14 protein-coding genes are annotated in these 17766 nt (G+C 69.5%); 5 read left to right on the top strand and 9 right to left on the bottom strand.

Going from position 1 to position 17766, the window contains the following annotated elements; translation table 11 throughout:
- Window positions 1-65 precede the first annotated feature (65 nt).
- The 3 genes from ACO06I_RS20070 (at window position 66) to ACO06I_RS20060 (ending at window position 4999) form a co-directional block, all read left to right on the top strand.
- Complete coding sequence (locus tag ACO06I_RS20070; protein ID WP_421934386.1) at window positions 66-1538, top strand: amino acid permease; 1473 nt, start codon at window positions 66-68, stop codon at window positions 1536-1538.
- A 78-nt stretch (window positions 1539-1616) separates the two neighbouring features.
- Window positions 1617-4004, top strand: coding sequence for an ATP-binding protein (locus ACO06I_RS20065; RefSeq protein WP_421934385.1), 2388 nt, complete (start codon window positions 1617-1619; stop codon window positions 4002-4004).
- A 68-nt stretch (window positions 4005-4072) separates the two neighbouring features.
- Window positions 4073-4999 (top strand): aldo/keto reductase, encoded by a 927-nt coding sequence (locus ACO06I_RS20060; protein WP_421934384.1) that lies wholly within the window; start codon window positions 4073-4075, stop codon window positions 4997-4999.
- A 138-nt stretch (window positions 5000-5137) separates the two neighbouring features.
- On the opposite strand, the gene ACO06I_RS20055 is transcribed toward ACO06I_RS20060, so the two are convergent.
- The 8 genes from ACO06I_RS20055 to ACO06I_RS20020 form a co-directional block, all read right to left on the bottom strand.
- Window positions 5138-5632: a MarR family winged helix-turn-helix transcriptional regulator gene (locus ACO06I_RS20055; protein WP_421934383.1), complete on the bottom strand. Its 495-nt coding sequence runs from the start codon at window positions 5630-5632 to the stop codon at window positions 5138-5140.
- A 19-nt stretch (window positions 5633-5651) separates the two neighbouring features.
- A complete protein-coding gene (locus tag ACO06I_RS20050) occupies window positions 5652-6968 on the bottom strand; it encodes a 2-hydroxyacyl-CoA dehydratase subunit D (protein ID WP_421934382.1) in 1317 nt (438 codons plus the stop codon).
- Window positions 6969-6973: 5 nt separating this feature from the next.
- Window positions 6974-9283 (bottom strand): CoA transferase, encoded by a 2310-nt coding sequence (locus ACO06I_RS20045; protein ID WP_421934381.1) that lies wholly within the window; start codon window positions 9281-9283, stop codon window positions 6974-6976.
- A complete protein-coding gene (locus tag ACO06I_RS20040; protein ID WP_421934380.1) occupies window positions 9280-10398 on the bottom strand; it encodes a 2-hydroxyacyl-CoA dehydratase in 1119 nt (372 codons plus the stop codon). The genes ACO06I_RS20045 and ACO06I_RS20040 overlap by 4 nt, the downstream gene beginning before the upstream one ends.
- A 2-nt stretch (window positions 10399-10400) precedes the next feature.
- The gene (locus tag ACO06I_RS20035) at window positions 10401-11705 is read right to left on the bottom strand and encodes a TRAP transporter large permease (RefSeq protein WP_421934379.1); all 1305 of its coding nucleotides are present in this window, start codon (window positions 11703-11705) and stop codon (window positions 10401-10403) included.
- Entirely contained in the window at window positions 11695-12186 is a 492-nt protein-coding gene (locus ACO06I_RS20030) for a TRAP transporter small permease (protein WP_421934378.1), read from the bottom strand. Before ACO06I_RS20030 ends, ACO06I_RS20035 begins: the two co-directional genes overlap by 11 nt.
- 72 nt (window positions 12187-12258) lie before the next feature.
- A complete protein-coding gene (locus ACO06I_RS20025; RefSeq protein ID WP_421934377.1) occupies window positions 12259-13377 on the bottom strand; it encodes a CapA family protein in 1119 nt (372 codons plus the stop codon).
- A 9-nt stretch (window positions 13378-13386) separates the two neighbouring features.
- Window positions 13387-14409 carry a Rieske 2Fe-2S domain-containing protein gene (locus ACO06I_RS20020; protein ID WP_421934376.1) on the bottom strand — a complete coding sequence of 341 codons (1023 nt, stop codon included), beginning with the start codon at window positions 14407-14409 and terminating at the stop codon, window positions 13387-13389.
- 331 nt (window positions 14410-14740) lie between these two features.
- On the opposite strand from ACO06I_RS20020, the gene ACO06I_RS20015 reads away from it, so the two are divergent.
- Both ACO06I_RS20015 and ACO06I_RS20010 read left to right on the top strand, forming a co-directional pair.
- Window positions 14741-15454: a hypothetical protein gene (locus ACO06I_RS20015; RefSeq protein WP_421934375.1), complete on the top strand. Its 714-nt coding sequence runs from the start codon at window positions 14741-14743 to the stop codon at window positions 15452-15454.
- Window positions 15455-15517: 63 nt separating this feature from the next.
- Window positions 15518-15985, top strand: a complete 468-nt coding sequence (locus tag ACO06I_RS20010; protein ID WP_421934374.1) for a hypothetical protein — start codon at window positions 15518-15520, stop codon at window positions 15983-15985.
- A gap of 46 nt (window positions 15986-16031) precedes the next feature.
- Here the strand turns inward: ACO06I_RS20010 and ACO06I_RS20005 are convergent, their stop codons facing one another.
- Window positions 16032-17714 (bottom strand): CocE/NonD family hydrolase, encoded by a 1683-nt coding sequence (locus ACO06I_RS20005; protein ID WP_421934373.1) that lies wholly within the window; start codon window positions 17712-17714, stop codon window positions 16032-16034.
- Window positions 17715-17766: the final 52 nt, after the last annotated feature.

The following is a 17766-nucleotide window of genomic DNA, read 5'->3' as shown; positions in this document are numbered from 1 at the left end:
CCCTAAGCTTCCGGTTGCAGCCGCCCAGGAGTCGCGCATGCTGGCGCTTCAACCGGGGAACGATCATGGCCGAGGTGAAGGAAGCAGGCGTCAGTTACGAGACCGTGGGCGCCGACTATTTCGAGAGGCGGGGCCTGAAGCGCTATGCCGGCGTCTTCTCCCTGTGGGCTTTGGGGGTGGGCGCGGTGATCTCCGGCCAGTTCTCCGGCTGGAACCTGGGCATGGGGACCGGGGGCTGGGGCGGCATGCTGGTGGCGACGGCCATCATCACCGCCATGTATCTGGGCCTGACCTATTCCATCGCCGAGATGGCCGCGGCCCAGCCCCACACCGGCGGCGCCTATTCCTTCGCCCGGGCGGCCATGGGGCCCTGGGGTGGGTTCATCACCGGCCTGTGCGAGAACGTCGAATATGTGCTGACCGCCGCGGTGGTCTGCTTCTTCATCGGCGCCTATCTGTCGGCCATCTTCGAGACCCCGCCGGAGTTCCAGCCGGTCTACTGGATCGGCGCCTATCTGCTGTTCGTGGGGATCAATGCGGCGGGCGTGGCGCTGTCCTTCCAGGTGACGGTGGCGGTGACCCTGCTGGCGCTGGCCAGCCTGGTGGTCTTCTGGGTCAGCGCCTTCCCGCAGGCCGACTTCCTGAAATACGCCATGAATGTCGGGCCGGGCGGGACGGTGCTGGAGGGCGGCCACGGGCCCTTCCTGCCGGCCGGGATCGGCGGGGCGCTGGCCCAGTTGCCCTTCGCCGTCTGGCTGTTCCTGGCCATCGAGCAGCTGCCCCTGGCGGCCGAGGAATCCCACACCCCACAGCGGGACCTGCCCAAGGGCATCCTGCTTGGCATGTTCACCCTGATCGCCTCGGCCCTGCTGGTCCTGTGGCTGAACTCATCCATCCCGCCGGGAACCGCGGGCCTGTCGAAGTCGGGGCAGCCGATCCTGGACGGCTTCGCGGTGATCTACGGCGGGGGCCTGGCCAAGGCCCTGTCGGCGGTGGCGGTGGCGGGCTTGGTGGCCAGCTTCCACGCCATCATCTTCGCCTATGGCCGGCAGATCTATTCCCTGTCGCGGGCGGGCTACTTCCCCCGCGCCCTGTCGGTGACCCACGGCGCCCGCAAGACCCCCGACCTGGCGCTGACCATCGGCGGCCTGGTGGGGCTGGCGGTGATGCTGGTGGTCTGGTTCGGCCTTGGGGCGGAAAAGGGCGCGGCGGTGATCGGCGGCGCCCTGCTCAACATGGCGGTGTTCGGGGCCATGTTCTCCTACGTCATGCAGGGGCTGAGCTTCATCCTGCTGCGCCGCAAGCTCCCCGACCTGCCCAGGCCCTATCGCAGCCCGCTGGGGGTGGCCGGGGCGGGCCTGACCGTGGTCATCGCGCTGGTCACCATCGTCTACCAACTGAAGGACCCGATCTACCGGACCGGCGTCCTGGGGGTGGCCATCTGGTTCGCCGTCGGCATCGCCTATTTCGCCCTGGTGGGCCGCCACAGGCTGGTGTTGTCGCCGGAGGAGGAATTCGCCATGTCCCAGGCCGGCTAGCCGTCGCCGCGCCCGGGTCAGGGAGCGTTTCTGCGGCCGACTTTCCCCTTTGTTCATTCCCGGCGGCGAGTATTAAGCATGGGAAGGATCGCTGGCTTCGAGGAATTCGCCCCCAGGATGCAGGCCGACCTCGACACCCGTCTGGCCAACATCGCGCGCGCCAGCGCCAATGGCATGATCCTGCTCGACCGCGAGGGCAGGATCGACTGGGTCAACGCCGGCTTCACCGCCATCTGCGGGTTCAATCTGGAGGAGGCCCGCGGCATGACGCCGTGCGCCCTGCTGGAGAGCCCCGAAACCGATCCCGAGACCCTGACCGACATCCGCCAGGCGATGGCCGAGGCCCGGGGCTTCCGCCGCGAGGTGCAGCTGCAGGGCAAGGCCGGCCGCCGCTTCTGGATCGACCTCGACGTCCGCCCGACCTTCGACGCCGACGGCGCCCATGACGGTTTCGTCTCCGTCCAGACCGAGGTCACCTCGGCCAAGATGCTGGAGACCCGGCTGAAGGCCACCTCCACCTCCCTGCGCTCGGCCGGCCACCTGGCCCAGCTCGGCGGCTGGGAGGTGAACCTGCGCAGCGCCGAGGTCCGCTGGAGCCCCGAGATCTGCGAGATGCTGGGCCGGCCCCGCGCCGTCGACACCCTGCAGGGCTCCCTCGAGATCTATCCCGACGGCGCCCGGGACGCGGTGCGCGAACACCTGCGCGCGGCCATGCAGAGCGGCGCCCGCATCGAGCTGGACTCCCCCGTCCTCACCGCCGCCGGGCAGGAGAAGTGGTTCCGCATCGTCGGCGAGCCCGAGCTGGTGGACGGCAAGTGCGTGGCCATCCACGGCGCCATGCAGGACATCACCGCCCAGCGCCTGGCCCACGCCGAGCTGCTGGAGTCCGAGCGCTTCGGCCGCGGCGTCATCGACGGGGTGGCGGCCATGCTGACCGTCATCGACGAGACCGGGGCCATCATCGCCGCCAACAAGGCCTTCAAGGCCGCTGGGGCGGAGATCACCAAGACCGAGACCTACGCCCTGGGCCGCAACCTGTTCAGCGTGCTGGAGCGCCTGCCGGGCGCCCACGGCAAGGCGCTCAGCCGCGGCCTGCGCAACGTCCTGGCCGGCAAGACCGAGTCCTTCATCCGCGCCTACCAGGCGGTGAGCGGCGAGTGGTTCCGGATGACCGCCGCCCGCTTCGCCGGCGAAGGGCCGGTGCGCTGCGTGGTGATCACCCAGTCGGTGCAGGACCTGAAGCGGTCGGAGCGGCGGCTGCGGGAGCTGAACGCCAACCTCAAGCGCGCCCGCGACGACGCCAACGCCGCCAACGCCGCCAAGTCGGCCTTCCTGGCCACCATGAGCCACGAGATCCGCACGCCCCTGAACGGGGTGCTGGGGATGGCCCAGGCCATGGCCCGCGACGAGCTGCCGCCGCAGCAGCGCGACCGGCTGATGGTGATCCGCCAGGCCGGCGAAACGCTGCTGGCCCTGCTCAACGACCTGCTGGACCTGTCGCGCATCGAGGCCGGCCGCCTGGAGCTGGAGGATTCCAGCCTCGACGTCGCTCAACTGGTCCAGGGGGCCCAGGCCACCTTCACCACGCTCGCCACCGAGAAGGACCTCAGCTTCACCGTCGAGGTGGCGCCGGAGGCCCGCGGCGTCTGGGCCGGCGACCCGACCCGGGTGCGCCAGATCCTCTACAACCTGGTCTCCAACGCCGTGAAGTTCACCGGCGCCGGCGAGGTCAGGGTCGGCGTCTCGGTGGCCGGCCCGCACCTGGTGTTCCAGGTCGCAGACACCGGCCCCGGCATCGATCCCGACCGCCAGGGCGCCCTGTTCCAGAAGTTCGTCCAGGAGGACACCTCCACCACCCGGCGCTTCGGCGGCTCGGGCCTGGGCCTGGCCATCTGCCGGGAGCTGGCCACCCTGATGGGGGGCGACATCCAGGTCGCCAGCCGCCTGGGCGAGGGCTCGGTCTTCACCGTGCGCCTGCCGCTCACCCGGCTGGGAAACTCCGACACCCACGCCGTCCGCGACGAGGCCTTCGAGGCCCCGCCCCTGCGGGACGGCTCGGCCCTGCGCATCCTGGCGGCCGAGGACAACCCGATGAACCAGCTGGTGCTGCGCACCCTGCTGGCCCAGGTCGGCGTCGAGGTGACCTGCGTCGACAATGGCGAGCTGGCCGTCGCCGCCGCGGCCAGCGGCGACTGGGACGCCATCCTCATGGACGTGCAGATGCCGGTGATGGACGGACCCACCGCCACCCGGCTGATCCGCGACTGGGAGAAGGCCGAGGGCCGCCGCCGCACCCCGATCATCGCGCTCACCGCCAACGCCATGGCCCATCACGAGGCCGAATACATCGCCGTGGGCATGGACGTCCTGGTGCCCAAGCCGCTGGAGCTGGAGCGCCTGCTGATCGCCATCCAGACCGTGCTGGACGAGACCGACGCCGAACTCGACGTCGTCAGCTGCGCCTGAGCTAGCGCGGGCGCGCAATCCGGTCCTATGTTCCCCGCATTCAAACAAATGCATTTGGGAGCGGCGACATGGAACAGCGGCGATTGGGGACGAGCGGTCTGAAGGTCAGCGCCATCGGCCTGGGCTGCAACAATTTCGGGATGCGGATCAGCGCCGAGGAGACCCAGGTCGTGGTCGACGCGGCCCTCGATAACGGCATCACCTTCTTCGACACCGCCGACGTCTATGGCGGCACGAAATCGGAGGAGTTCCTCGGGGCGGCCCTGAAGGGCAAGCGCGACAAGGCCGTGCTCGCCACCAAGTTCGCCATGGGCGAGGGCGCGGGAGGTTCGCGCCGCTATGTGGTGAGCGCCGTCGAAGCCAGCCTCAAGCGCCTGGGCACCGACCGCATCGACCTCTACCAGATGCACCGGGCCGATCCGGACACCCCCATCGAGGAGACCCTGCGGGCCCTGGACGACCTGGTGCGCGACGGCAAGGTCCTCTACCTCGGCAACTCCAACTTCACCGGCTGGCAGATCGCCGACGCGGACTGGATCTCCAAGACGCAAGGGTTGGAACGGTTCGTCTCGGCCCAGAACAACTACAGCCTGCTGGAACGCAATGTGGAGCGCGAGGTGCTGCCGGCCTGCGAGAAGTTCGGCCTGGGCTTCCTGCCCTTCTTCCCGCTGGCCTCGGGCCTGTTGTCGGGCAAGTACAGCCGCGGCGAGGCGCCGCCCGAGGGCACCCGCCTGGCCGCCTGGGGCCCGCGCGGCGCCGCGGCCCTGAACGACAAGAACTTCGACCGGATCGAGAAGCTGGACGCCTGGGCCAAGGACAACGGCCACACCCTGCTGGAGCTGGCCTTCGCCTGGATCCTGGGTCACCCGGTGGTGAGCTCGGTGATCGCCGGCGCCACCAAGGTCGAGCAGATCGTCGCCAACGCCAAGGCCGGCGACTGGAAGCTGACGCCCGATCAGGTGGAGGAAGTGACCAAGCTGGTGGGCAAGGACTGAGACTAATTCCTCCCCCTCCGGGGGAGGGGAACCGCGCAGCGGTGGAGGGGGCTGGGGCTGTGCAACGGCCACGCCCTAGCCCCTTCCGTCTCGCAGGCTGCCCCTGCGATCCACCTCCCCGGGGAGGAATTGGATTGGCTAGATCTCTTCATCCGCGAAGCAGGCGACGTAGAGCTTGTCCAGCAGGCCGAAGAGCTGGGCGCGTTCGTCCTTGTTCAGCGCGACGTGGATCTTGGCCTCGTTGATGACCGCGACCTCGCGCAGGTCCTCCAGGGCCTTCTCCCCCACCGGGGTCACATAGAGGGAGTGGCGGCGGCGGTCCTCGGTGGAGCGCTGGCGCTCGGCCCAGCCCAGGCGTTCCAGGCTGTCGAGCAGGGCCACAACCGTGGCCTTGTCGAAGCCGATCTCGCGGGCGAGCGTCGTCTGCGACAGGCCCGGATTGGCGGCGATCAGGGCCAGCGCGCTGAACACGCCCGGCCGCACCTCCTTGCGGTTGATGCGATCGATGAAGGACCGCGACAGGTGGTTCTGGATCCGCCGGATGCGGAAGCCGATGACGTCCTTGAGCACGCCCAGATCGACGTCGGCGGGCAGGTCGACGACCGGCGCGGCCTTGGGGGAGACTGGCGGCATGGGCGGCTAACTTTCAGCGCTATTCGCGCGCGGCGGATGTCCGTTCCTTGAGGAAACGGGCGACATCGTCAACCATTCTCTCATGGCTCCATTCCGTCGCGTCCACCATGTCGGCGGGCATTTCGTAGACCGGGACGCCGGCCTTCTCCAGGGCCAGCTTGGTGAACTTGGTGCCGGAGACCGAGAGGCGATTGGTGGTGGGCTGCAGGATGACGGCGGCGTCGATCTGGCAGGCCTTGGCCTCCGAGACCATCCAGTCGTTCATCCACGGCGGCAGGTGCAGCACCTCGTTCATGCCGCAGATGCGGCTGGCCAGGGCCCGCAGCGGATCGTCGAGGTTGTAGCGGATGTACTTGGCCCCGGTGAAGGGCAGGTACATGGACCAGACGAAGACCGCCCCCAGGCGCTCCTCCAGGGCGTCGTAGAAGCCGGGATCGTGCCAGAGGCCCGCCCCGATCCACATCAGCCGGATCTTCTCGGTCTTGGCGACGGAGGCCCCGGCCTCGACCCGGGCCTTCACCTCGTCGCGGAACAGGCGGGCGTGCTCCACGGCCCAGTCGGCGCCGCGGTGCCACTGGGGGATCATGGCGTTGGGCATCTGCTCGGCGATGCCGACCGGACAGGGGATGGTGCGGGTGGCCAGCTGGGCGGCCTCCTCCATCAGCTCCTCCTGCTCGTTGATCCTGTGCATCAGGGCCAGCAGCTTGCCGTTGTCGAAGGTGCGCCCGGTCTCGGCCTCCAGGAAGCGGATCAGGCCCTTCATCTCCTCCACCAGCAGGTCGATGCGCTGGGCGGTGTAGACCTCGTCCCACTCCAGCTTGCCCTTGGTGAACCACTGGCCGTCCTTGTGCTCCCAGCCCGGCGCCTCCAGGGGATAGAAGCGCGAACCCAGGGCCTCGGCCCACAGGGAGAAGACCCGCTGGATGCAGTCGCAGGTGAGCCGGGCCACCAGGACGGTGGGCCGCGGTAGGCCGCCCCAGGGCGCCTTCTCCGGATCGTTGTCCAGGGTGCAGGCCAGGCCCAGGGAGCAGTAGCGGCAGGACGACGCCGGGAAGCCCTCCCGCTCCATCACCTCGAAATAGTAGGGCGAGAGCTGCTTGGCCGAGATGTAGGCCGCCCACCACTGGTTGGTCACCATGGGGATGTCCATCACGTGGAAGATCTCGTGCGGGGTGTCGGCCTGGACGATGGCGAAGGGCTCGCCCTTCTCGACGACGCGCTCCTGCAGCTCCTTGACGAACTCGCGCTGGAACCGGGTGGCCAGCGCCGTGGAATTGAGCCGCTTGCTGGAGCGTTCGCCGGTCTGGCGGATCATGTCGTCGGTCTTGTCGGTCATGGCGGCTACTCGAAAAGCTGGGCGGCGGCGAGCTCGGCATAGGTCTCGGCGGAGAGGCCGATGAGGTCGCGGCAGATGGATTCATTGTGCTGGCCCAGGCCCGGCGCGGTGGTCATGACGGCGGGCGTGCGGGACAGCTTGTAGGGCAGGGCCTGGTGCTCGAAGGCGCCGAGGACCGGGTTGTCGAGGCAGGTGAGGAAGGCGCGTTCGCGGAGTTGCGGGTCGCGGTCCACCAGGTCGGCGCAGGTCTGGACGACGCCCGCGGCGACGCCCGCGCCCTGCAGGCGGGCCATCAGCGCGTAGCCGTCCTGTGTCGCGGTCCAGGCAGCGATCGTATCGTCGCTCGGCGTGCCGGCCATCAGGCCCGCGAGGCGTGCGACGGCCGCCTCATCCTCGGCCGAGATGGCGATCCAGCGGTCCTGGCCGGCGGTGGGATAGACCCCCTGCAGCAGGACCGCGCGGTCGGCGTTGCCGGTGCGCTGCGGCGGGCCGTCGATCTGGGCTTCCAGCATGGCGCCGGCCATCTGCTGGACGCAGATCTCGTACATCGACGCATCGATGTGACACCCCTCCCCCGTCCGGCGGCGGTGGTCGACGGCGGCGGCCAGGGCGGCGGCCATGTAGGGGGGCAGCAGCAGGTCGCCATAGGGCACGGCGCTGGGGGTCACCGGCGGACGGTCGGACCAGCCGGTCATGAACAGCCGCCCCGAGAGCGCCGCCCCGGTGCCGTCCACCCCCGGCGTGCGCGCCAGCGGTCCTGTCTGGCCGTAGATGGAGCCGCTCAGCATGATCAGGTCGGGACGGCGGGCCCTGAGCGTCTCGTAGTCGAGGCCCAGGGAGGCCATGGTGCCGGGCGAGAAATTCTCCACCACCACGTCGGCCCAGGCGATCAGGGGATCGATCACCTCGCGCCAGCGGGGGTGCTTCATATTGATCCGTAGACCCCGCTTCGACGTGTTCATGTGGATGAACCAGGGCTTGTCGTCGAACTGGCCCGCCTTCGAGGCCGCCACCTGGACGTCGATGCGCGACAGGCAGGGGCGTGTCGAGCTCTCCACCTTGATCACCGTGGCCCCGTAGTCGGCCAGGTTCTTGGTGGTGACCGAACCCACCAGGGCCCAGGAGAAGTCGAGGACCTTCAGACCCTTCAGCGGCGGCTCGTGGCTGGGCTTGGCCACGTGCGCGGCCGTCGACGCGGCTGGCCATTCGGCCAGGACCTCGGCGGTGTGTTGGCCGATCTCGGGCGCGGTCCCGATCGAGAGTTCGCCGGCCCGGATGAAGGCCTTGGGCGCCACCAGGTCGCCGGCCTGGGCGAACAGGCCGCGGGCCAGCAGGTGAGGGTCGGCCAGGACGTCGCCGGGCTCGTTGGCGACGGTGGCGTTGATCTCGCGCCGCGCGGCGACCTCCGCCTTGGTCCGGGTCTGGAAGAAGGCGTCCATGGCCGACTCCCACTGGGCGCGGGTCTCGGCCGGCACGGTGGAGCGGTTGTAAGTCGGCCAGTCCACCTCGGCCATCGGACAGTCGAACCCGGCCTCGGTCATCCAGGCGCAGAGGGCCGCGTTGGGGGCGGCGCCGGCGCGGCCGGAGGCCAGGCTGTGGAAGGCGTAGCCATCGGCCAGCTGCCAGATGCAGCGGATCTTGGCCATGCCATAGGCGATCTGAACCCCGGTGCGGGGCAGCAGCTTGCGGTCGAACTGCCACGCCAGGACGCCGTTGGTGTTGCGGCTGGCCGCCACCTCCTGGATCGAGACGTCGACGTGCTGGCCAAGGCCTGAGGTGGCCCGCTCCACCACGGCGAACAGGGCCCCGGCGGCGGCCGAGCCGTTGGCGTGGAAGACGCAGGCGTCGGCGGCCTCCTTCACCGGGGCGCGGTCGGGATAGCCGGTGACCGCCATGGTCCCGCCCAGGGCCGAACAGACCAGTTCGCCGCCGGCCCAGTCGGCATAGGGGCCGGCCGAGCCGAAGGGGGTGATGGAGACGCCGATAAGGCCGGGATTGGTCCGGCTGGCGGTCGCGTGGTCGAGGCCGAGCACCGCCCGCCTCGCGGCCGGCAGGGCGTCGATGAGGATGTCAGCCTTGGCGGCCAGGGCCTTCAGGTCCGGGCTGTCCAGCTCCAGCACCACCGAGCGCTTGCCGAGGTTGCGCGCGATCCAGGCGGGATCGAGACGGCCGTGGGCGTCGAGGCGCGCCGGATCGCCGCCGGGGGGCTCGACCTTGACCACGTCGGCGCCCAGGGTGGCCAGGAAGCGCCCGCAGGCGGCGCCTAGGGCCCCGCCCAGGTCGAGGACGCGATAGCCGGCGAGCAGGCCGCTCATGCCGGCACGCGGGCCGTCAGCCCACCGATGAAGTTGGCCAGCAGGGGCGAGAGCGCCGCGGCGTCGGGATGGTGCGGCTGGCCCTCGAAGCAGAGGGTGGCGATCCCGTGAGCCTCCAGGGCGCGGCGCTGGGCCGGATACTCCCAGGTCAGGGCCTCCTCCTCCGCATAGAAGTTGAAGATCACGCCCTGCGCCCCGCAGGCCCGGGCGAAGTCGGCGAGCGGCTTGGGTGACTGGGGGAAGGTGCGGCTGGAGACCACGTCGCGGTGATAGTGGGCCATCAGGGCGCGCAGCGGGTCGGCGCCCGCCTCGATGTCCGGCCCGATCATCGGCTCGCCGAACTCGTGGAAATCGCCTGTCACCCGGCCGCCGGCGCCCTCCACGAGGGCGTGCAGGGCCGGCGTGTCCAGCGGGCTGCCGGCCAGGACGATGCGGGGGGCCCGGGAGACCGGTGCGGGGGCGGCCAGGACCTGGGCCAGGGCCGCGTCGAAGGCCGCGCCCGCCATGGCGCCCTTGGCGGCGAAGAGCTGGTTGGCCTGGACGCCGGTGATCCGCCCCTCGCGCCGCAGGGCCACGAGATCGCGCATCGCCGCGCGGCGGGCGTTGGCCGTCCCGATGGCGGCGGTGAGGTCGGCGTCGGTGACGGCGGTCCCGGTGACCCGCTCCAGGGCGGCCTTCAGCTCGAGGGTGCGGCTGAAATTGTATTCGGCGCTGGAATACCAGGGGGTGTGCAGCAGGTCGAAGAGCAGGGGCTCGGGCACATGGGCCTCGCCCATCCGGCGGACCTCGCAGAGATAGTAGTAGAGGCGCTGGACGGAGTCGGAGGTGCGCGGCAGGACCACGGCGTCGACGAAGTCGTAGCGGCCGTCCAGCAGGCCCTCGAACACCGCGCGGACGATGGGGTCGAACAGGTCCTCCATGTAGCGGTCGCCGAGCGGTGTGGCGTCCGCGCCGGCCGCCAGCTGCAGGGGGAAGGCGCCCGTCGCGGCGATCAGTTCGTTGGGGCTCGTGTTGGTGAGCCAGCCCACCACCCTGCCCCCGGCCGCCTTGTGGGCGCGGGCTGCGGCCTCGCGGTCGGCGAGGGCCTGGGCGAAGGGCGCAAAGACATCGGCCATCATCAGGCTCCGAGCAGCTTGGGCAGGAACAGCGCCATGGCCGGGACCGCCACGATCAGGGCGACGTGGGCCAGGTCGGCCAGCAGGAAGGGCACGATGCCCTTGAAGATGGTCATCAGCGGGATGTCGCGGGCCAGGTTGTGGATGACGTAGACGTTCATCCCCACCGGCGGGTGGACGAAGCCGATCTCCATGGTCCGCACCATCAGGATGCCGAACCAGATGGGGTCTATGCCCATCTGGTGGGTGATGGGCAGGAAGATCGGAATGACCAGGGTCATCATGGCCAGGCCGTCGAGGAACATGCCCAGCGCCAGCAGCAGGACGACGAAGGCGACGATGACCCCCAGCTTCGACAGGCCGGCGTCGGCGATGGCGCCGCTGATCAGTTCACCGAAGCCGGTGGCGCTGATGAAGGTGGAGAAGATGATGGCGGCGATGATGATGGCGTAGATCATGCCGGTGGTGCGCAGGGTGTCGCCGACGGCCTTGGACAGGGCCGGCAGGGTCAGGCGGCGGCGCCAGGCGCAGATGGCGAGCGCGCCCATGGCCCCGATGCTGGCGGCCTCGGTGGGCGAGAACCAGCCGGCCGCGATGCCGCCGATCACCAGCAGGACCAGCAGGCCCACATCGATCAGCCCCTTGAGCGAGGCGATGCGCTCGGGCCAGGCGACGCGGGGGCTGGGGGGCCCCATCGACGGCCGGACTTTGCAGATCATCCAGATGACGGCCATGTAGAACAGGGCCTGGGTCACCGCCGGGATGATGGCGGCGGTGAACAGCCGCCCGATCGATTGCTCGGCCAGGATGCCGTAGACGATCAGGGCGGCGCTGGGCGGGGTCAGCGAGCCGATGGTGCCGCCCGCCGCCAGCGCCCCTGTCGCCAGGGCCGGCGAGTAGTTCCGCTTGCGCATCTCCGGCAGGGCCACCAGGCCCATGGTGGCCACGGTGGCGAGGCTGGAGCCGGAGATGGCGCCGAAGCCCGCGCAGCCGACGATGGAGGCGAGCGCCAGGCCGCCGGGCTTGTGGCCGATGAACTTGGCCGCCGAGTCGTAGAAGTTCTGGCTGGCCCCCGCGGCGAAGCACAGGTGGGCCATCAGCAGGAACAGGGGCAGGACCCCCAGCTCGTACTTCGACACCATGTCGAAGGCCACGACCCCGGCCTTGATCAGGGCCGCCTCGGGCGAGATCAGCACCGCCAGGCCGGCCATCCCCACCACCCCCAGGGAGACGGCGATGGGGGCGCCGAGCGCCAGCAGGACCAGGAGGGCGACGACGCCCAGGACGCCGATCATGTCAGGGCTCAAGGACGGCCTCCGCGGGCTTGGGCCGGAAGACCTGGATCAGGAACAGCAGGGCCGCGGCCGCGCAGGCGCCGCACCAGAGGATGCGCAGAGGCGCCAGGGGCAGGTGCAGCAGGTCGGTGCGCTCATCGCCGGGCAGGGTGTCGGAGAGCAGCCACAGGCCGCCGACGGCGAGGCCCGCGAAAAACACGGTGGCCAGCAGGGCGGCCAGGCGGGCCAGCATCCGGCGCGGCCCGGCGGGCAGGCGCTCGGTGATCACATGGACGGCCGCGTGGGTTCCGGCGAGCGTCGCGCCCACCAGCGCGGCCGAGGCGGCGATCACCACGCAGACCTGGACGATCTCGATGGCGCCGGCGAAGGGCAGGCCGACATGACGGCCCACCACGCTGAGGAAATCCACGGCCATAGCGGCGAACAGACCCACGCCGCCAAGGGCGAAGCAGACGGCCGCCGGACGGCCGAGCCTGTCCTCTCCCTCCGCCACCTTGCCGCTCCCAATTCGTTTGTTTGTTATATCGTTTGTTGAGTAAACGGTTTTCGCCGATCCGTGTCAACGTCAGGAAAAGGTGACCCGGTCCCCGTCCCAGGCGAAGCGGGTCTTCAGCCCCGCCGCGGCGCCGATGCGCGCCACATAGTCCACCACCGCCTGGCCGCGGGGGTCGTCGCCCAGCACCTCCGGCTGGCCGGCCGGCGTCATCCAACCCGGCCGGAAGCCGGCGCTCACCGACCCGTCGTCGCCGATCAGGCAGTCGGCCAGGATCAGGTTCTTGGCCTCGGGGTGGAAGGGATAGAGGGGATAGTCCGGGTCCGGCTCGAAGCCGAACAGGACCTTGCGCTTGATGGCCCAAGCCTTGCGCTCGGGGCTATCATTGCCTTCCACGGACAGGGCCTTGGTGACCACCACGAAGTTGCCCAGCCCGTGGAAGATCGGCTTGCCGCGATAGGTCTCCACCCCCTGGATGACGTGGCCGTGGGAGCCGGTGACGATGTCCGCGCCGGCCTCGATGGCGGCGCGCGCCACGGCGCGCTCGTACATGGCCAGGTGGGCGGGGGTGTGGACCACCCCCTTGTGGAAGGCGACCACCAGGACGTCGACCAGGGGCCGCAAAGCCGCGATATCGGCGGCCATGGCGTCGACCGTATCCGGATCGGCGAAGGTGTAGACCTTGGCCGGGCCGCCCGGATTGGCGCCCTCCGGCTCATAGTGGCTGATGATCTTGATATAGGCGCAGCCGGCGCGGCGCTCGGCCGCCCAGCCCTCCTTGGGCCCCACGCAGTTGTAGGAGAGCACGCCGATCTTCAGACCCCCGCGCGCGACGATGGCCGGGGCGCGGGCGGCCGCCAGGTTGGCGCCGGCGCCGGTGGTCTCGATCCCCAGGGCGCGCAGGCCCTCGACGGTGTCGGCGATCCCGTCTGCGCCACGGTCATGGATGTGGTTGCCCGCCAGGGTGGCGATGTGGAACCCGGCCCGGCCGAGGGCGGCCAGGTTCTCCGGCGGGGCCCCGGGGGCCGGGATGTCCCCCACCGACTCCGTGCCGCGATCGGTATGCGGCACCTCCACATGGCCCACCAGGATGTCGGCCTCTCCCAGCGCGTCGCGGGACAGGTCGAAGAAGAAGTCGGCCTTGGGCTCGTCCAGGACGAGGTCGCCCACCAGCATCAGTCTCAGGGTCATGGCTCCAGCCTAGGCCGGGGCCTGGACCGACTCCAGGGCCGCCCGCTCCATCAGCCGGCGGGCGTGGGCGCCGCCCGCGTCGATGCCGAGCGTCACCAACCGCAGGTCGGGGCGCAGGTCGATATTGCGCTGCTGGGCCTCCAGCACCACCACGTCCTCGTCGAAGACGCCCGCCTGGCTCTGGCGCATGCGCTCGGTGAGGCCCGCGTCGCCGATGTCGAAGCTCCGCGCCATCCCCCAGTAGTAGCGGCAGGTGGTCTCGCTCTCCGGGGTCATGAAGTTGACCACCACCCCCTCGACGCCCTGGGAACGGTCGCCCTCCGGCGCCCCGGTCCCGGCGGGCGCCACGCCCACCTCGATGGTGACGGCCGACGGCAGGGCGAAGTGGCAGATCTGCCAGCGGTCCACCAGGCCGTCCTTGCCCAGGAAGGTGCGCCAGAACGGCGGAGCGTCGATGCCCTTCATCCAGCGCTCGACGACCACGTGCTCACCCTCCAGCCGCGTGTCGATGGGGGCCTCGACGATCTCCTTCTGGCCGATGGAGGACGGGTGGACATAGGTCTCGTGGCTGAGGTCCATCAGATTGTCGACGAGCAGGCGGTAGTCGCAGGCCACGGCGTAGACATCGCCCTCGAAGGTCCAGTCGGGGTGCTCGCAGAACCAGAGGTCGGGGATCAGGGCCGGGTCGGCCAGGGCGGCCTCCCCGATCCACACCCAGACGAAACGGTAGCGCTCCACCAGGGGATAGGCCCGCGCCGAGAGCCGCGGGGCTGCGTCCTGGCCCGGCATCTCCACGCAGGCGCCGGACCCGTCCACCACCAGGCCGTGATAGCCGCAGCGGAGGTTGTCGCCCTCCACGGTCCCGAGCGACAGGGGCGCCAGGCGGTGGGGACAGAAGTCGGCCAGCGCCGCAGCCGAGCCGTCGGCGCGGCGGTACAGCACCACCTTCTCCCCGCAGATGGTGCGCGCCAGGGGCTTGCGCCCCACCTCCTTGTCCCAGGCCGCCACATACCAGCGATTGCGGATGAACATGGCGCGGCTCCCAGATAGCTCGAAAAGTCTGTTTGTATGTTCTACATACTATTTACGGGCGCGACGGTCCGGTCAAGAGCGTGGCGCTTGGCTTCATGAGAATCGTGGGCGCCCTCGCAGGACACCAGGTTGTTCCCTATTTGTTCTTGACTAGGGGCGGCTTGTATGGAACGGTGCAAGCCTGACCATCACTGCATATGACCATCCGCGCTGAGCGGACACGGCCAGCAGCAAGAGCGTCTTCTTTAGTTTTTCGCCCCGCTTAGGCGGAGGCTCCGCGCCTGCTCAAGGCAGGCGTGTAAGATTCCACACCTCATGGATGGAGAAGAAGATGGCCCTCGCGCCACGCGGGCAGCCGCGGACCGTGCCGGATCCTGCCGGCGAGTTGTACGACCAGGAAATGGCCAAGCTGAAGGCGAAGCGGGAAGCCGAGGATCAAGGATTTCGCTCGCCCCTCGATGTCGCTCAGGACGCGCTGCATGACTTTCAGAACGGCCCAGCGATCGCGCGCCCGAACCTGGCGGAGTCGTTCATTCCGGTGGTCGGGCCGGCCTGGGAAGCGGTCGCCGATCTTCAGGATGGGAACTACGCCGGCGCGACCTTCAATGGCGCAATGGCGGTGGCCGACGCCTTGCCCCTCGGAGTCGCCTTCAAAGGGCTGAACGCCGCGAGAAAAGGTATCGGCGTATTGAAGAAGGGGTCTGTGACGGCCGGTGCTGCCGCCTACCAAATCCGAAAGGCTGGACTTGCGAAAAAGGGCGACGAAATTCACCACACCATCGCCCTCAAGGGGACCAGTCGGAGCGCCCAGGATCCGCGCAACCACTATGCGCTGCTCAAGGTGCTTCCAAAGGCGCAGCATCGGCGGCTGACCGGCAGCTGGAAGGGAGAGCCGAGATACGACCCTATCCGGCGCGTCTGGTACGGCACAACGGACTGGATGAAGGCCGTACCGACGGGCGTCGCGGGCTACGCATCCGACACCTGGGAAAACCTCAGCCGACCCTTCGAGACCGACAGCGATCAGCCTCCCGCTCCCCGTTGAGCACGCTGACTTGCAGCGAAGGTTGATTCGTTGTTCCCTCTATGTTCCATGCGGGAGGCGCATATGAAGACTACGGAAGCCGGCTTTCATTTTCCGGTGCTGGGGTTCACACCGGAGCCCGCGATGTGGGGTTTCCAGGACCTCAACACACTCACCTCCTGTGGCCCCCTCACGCTTAAACACAACCGCCAGATCGGGATGGAGCTCGTTGACGCCGACGGGCGCCGTTGGATCGTCCGGTCCGTGACTCGAATAGGCCGCGCTGAATCCTTATGGGCGGCGGTCGTATCGCTGCTCCTGTACGGTAAGCCACAATCAAGAATCGAGCATGAGCTGGAGGCGCTTGAACCTTTGACGCTCGGCGAGGTGCAGGCTCGGGCCTGCGCCTGGCTGGAAGCCTTCCCCGAGGATCACGGGCAATACGACGAGTCCGACAATGTCCTCCCGCCATTGCTCGCCCAAGTCCGCGCCGCCAAGGACATCGGCAGCCTCCTCCCCTTGCTGGGGCTGGACAGCTTCATGGCCTACTGACCACAATCTCAGGCATTTGAGGCTCGGCTAGACTGGCCGCGGCGCTTTACCTGATCATCGGCAGGCTCACCGAGGATTTCGCCAGCACCGTCAGGGTGGGCGCGGGCGTGAGTCGCGGCTGGGCGCGTTCGCGGTAGTCGGCGCCGGCCACGGTGATCTGGATGCGGTGGCTGGCCTTGAAGACATAGGAGGTCGCCAGCAGGTCGAAGGTGACCTGGGCCGGTTCGCCGGGCTTCAGGTCCTGGGCGTCCTCTTTCCAGCTGCGATGCCAGGGCAGGCCCAGCAGCGGCCAGGGGGACGGGTTGAGCCGGCGCAGCGAGGCCTTCTGGCGGCCGTCGGTGACCACGGTGATCGTCCCGTCCGGGGCCACGTCCTCCAGGACGACGAAGAGGTTGGCGTCCGGCGCGCTCGAGGTGATCCAGAGGTCGGCGATGGGGTGACCGGTGACCTCTGTGTCGGCCTTCAGGGGCCCCTGCATGAAGCTCGCCCCGCCCTCCGGATGGCAGGAGACCGAGAAGGCGCCCACCGGTTCGGCCGGGCACGGGGTGTCGTAGGTGACGGTGAAGGGCGTCGCGCCCTTGCCGGCCTTGGCCGCCAGCTTGCCGCCGTCGAGGAAGACCGGCGTCGCCTTGGCGGCCGGCAGGGGCCACTGGCGGGTGGCGCGCCACTGCCCGTCCTTGGGACCCCGCATGGTGAAGTAGTGCAGCGGGGCGTCGGCGGCGATGCCGGTGTCGATTCCCTTCAGGTGATAGTCGAAGAACCGCAGCTGCTCGCTCTGCAAGTCGAAGCCCTCATTGCGGCAGTGGCGCCAGGGGCCGATCAGCATCCGGGTTCCGGGCAGGTTGGCCATGGTCACCAGCCCCTGGGTGCGGAAGTCGTCCAGCCAGCCGCCCTGGACATAGAGCGGCACACCCGCCCGCCTCACCTGGTCGGCCACGGCGCCCAGGCTGACCTCGTACCAGAAGCGGCTCATCACCAGGGTGGAGTAGGAGTCGCGATAGGGCATGCCCTTCATCAGCTCCAGCAGGTTGGTGGAGAGCAGGTGCTCCTCGGCCGCCTGGCGCAGCAAGGTCTTGGCCTCGTCGCCCTGGACCGGATTGGTCTGCAAGTCCTGCTCCACCGTGCGGCTGGGGCCGGCGCCGAACTGGGCGATGATCCCGCCGCGCGTATGGCCGTCGAAGCGGTCCCAGGCGAAGCAGCCGGCCCAGGCGGCGGCCAGGTGCGGGGGGCGCGCGGCGATGGCGTGCATCACCGCCTCGCCGGTGTTGGAGCAGCCGAACATCCCAACCTTGCCGTCCGACCAGGGCTGGGCGGCAAGCCACTCGGTGACCTCGTAGGCGTCATAGCCCTCGGTGAGGTCCTCATAGCCGCGGCGGGTCCCGAAGGAGGCGCCGTTGCCGCGCCGGGCGACGACGGCGACGACATAGCCCTGGCGGGTCAGGCTCGCCAGGCCGGGGGGCGGCTTGCCGGTCCCCGCCGCGTCGATGGCGAGGGTGTTGTGCCAGATCACCGGCAGGCGGGCCTCGACAGCCTTACCGTCCTTGGACGGACGATGCAGGGAGACGGCGATGCGCGTGCCGTCGCGCATGGGCAGGTAGAAGGAGGTGACCACCTCCTCGTCGTACTGCGGCGCGGGATGATAGGCGCCGAAGGCCGCCGCGGCGGCGGGCGATCCCAGCATCAGGAGAGCGGCGGCGGCCATCCAGGCCAAGGGGGCTGAAAGGCGCATCGCGGACTCCGGCGGAATGGAAGGCGGCGGCGCGGCTGTGGGGACGACCGCG

The sequence above is a fragment of the Phenylobacterium sp. genome, assembly GCF_965229015.1.
Classification (GTDB): domain Bacteria; phylum Pseudomonadota; class Alphaproteobacteria; order Caulobacterales; family Caulobacteraceae; genus Phenylobacterium.
The sequence above is the reverse complement of the archived record's forward strand: the minus strand, read 5'-3'. Positions and strand labels throughout refer to the sequence as shown.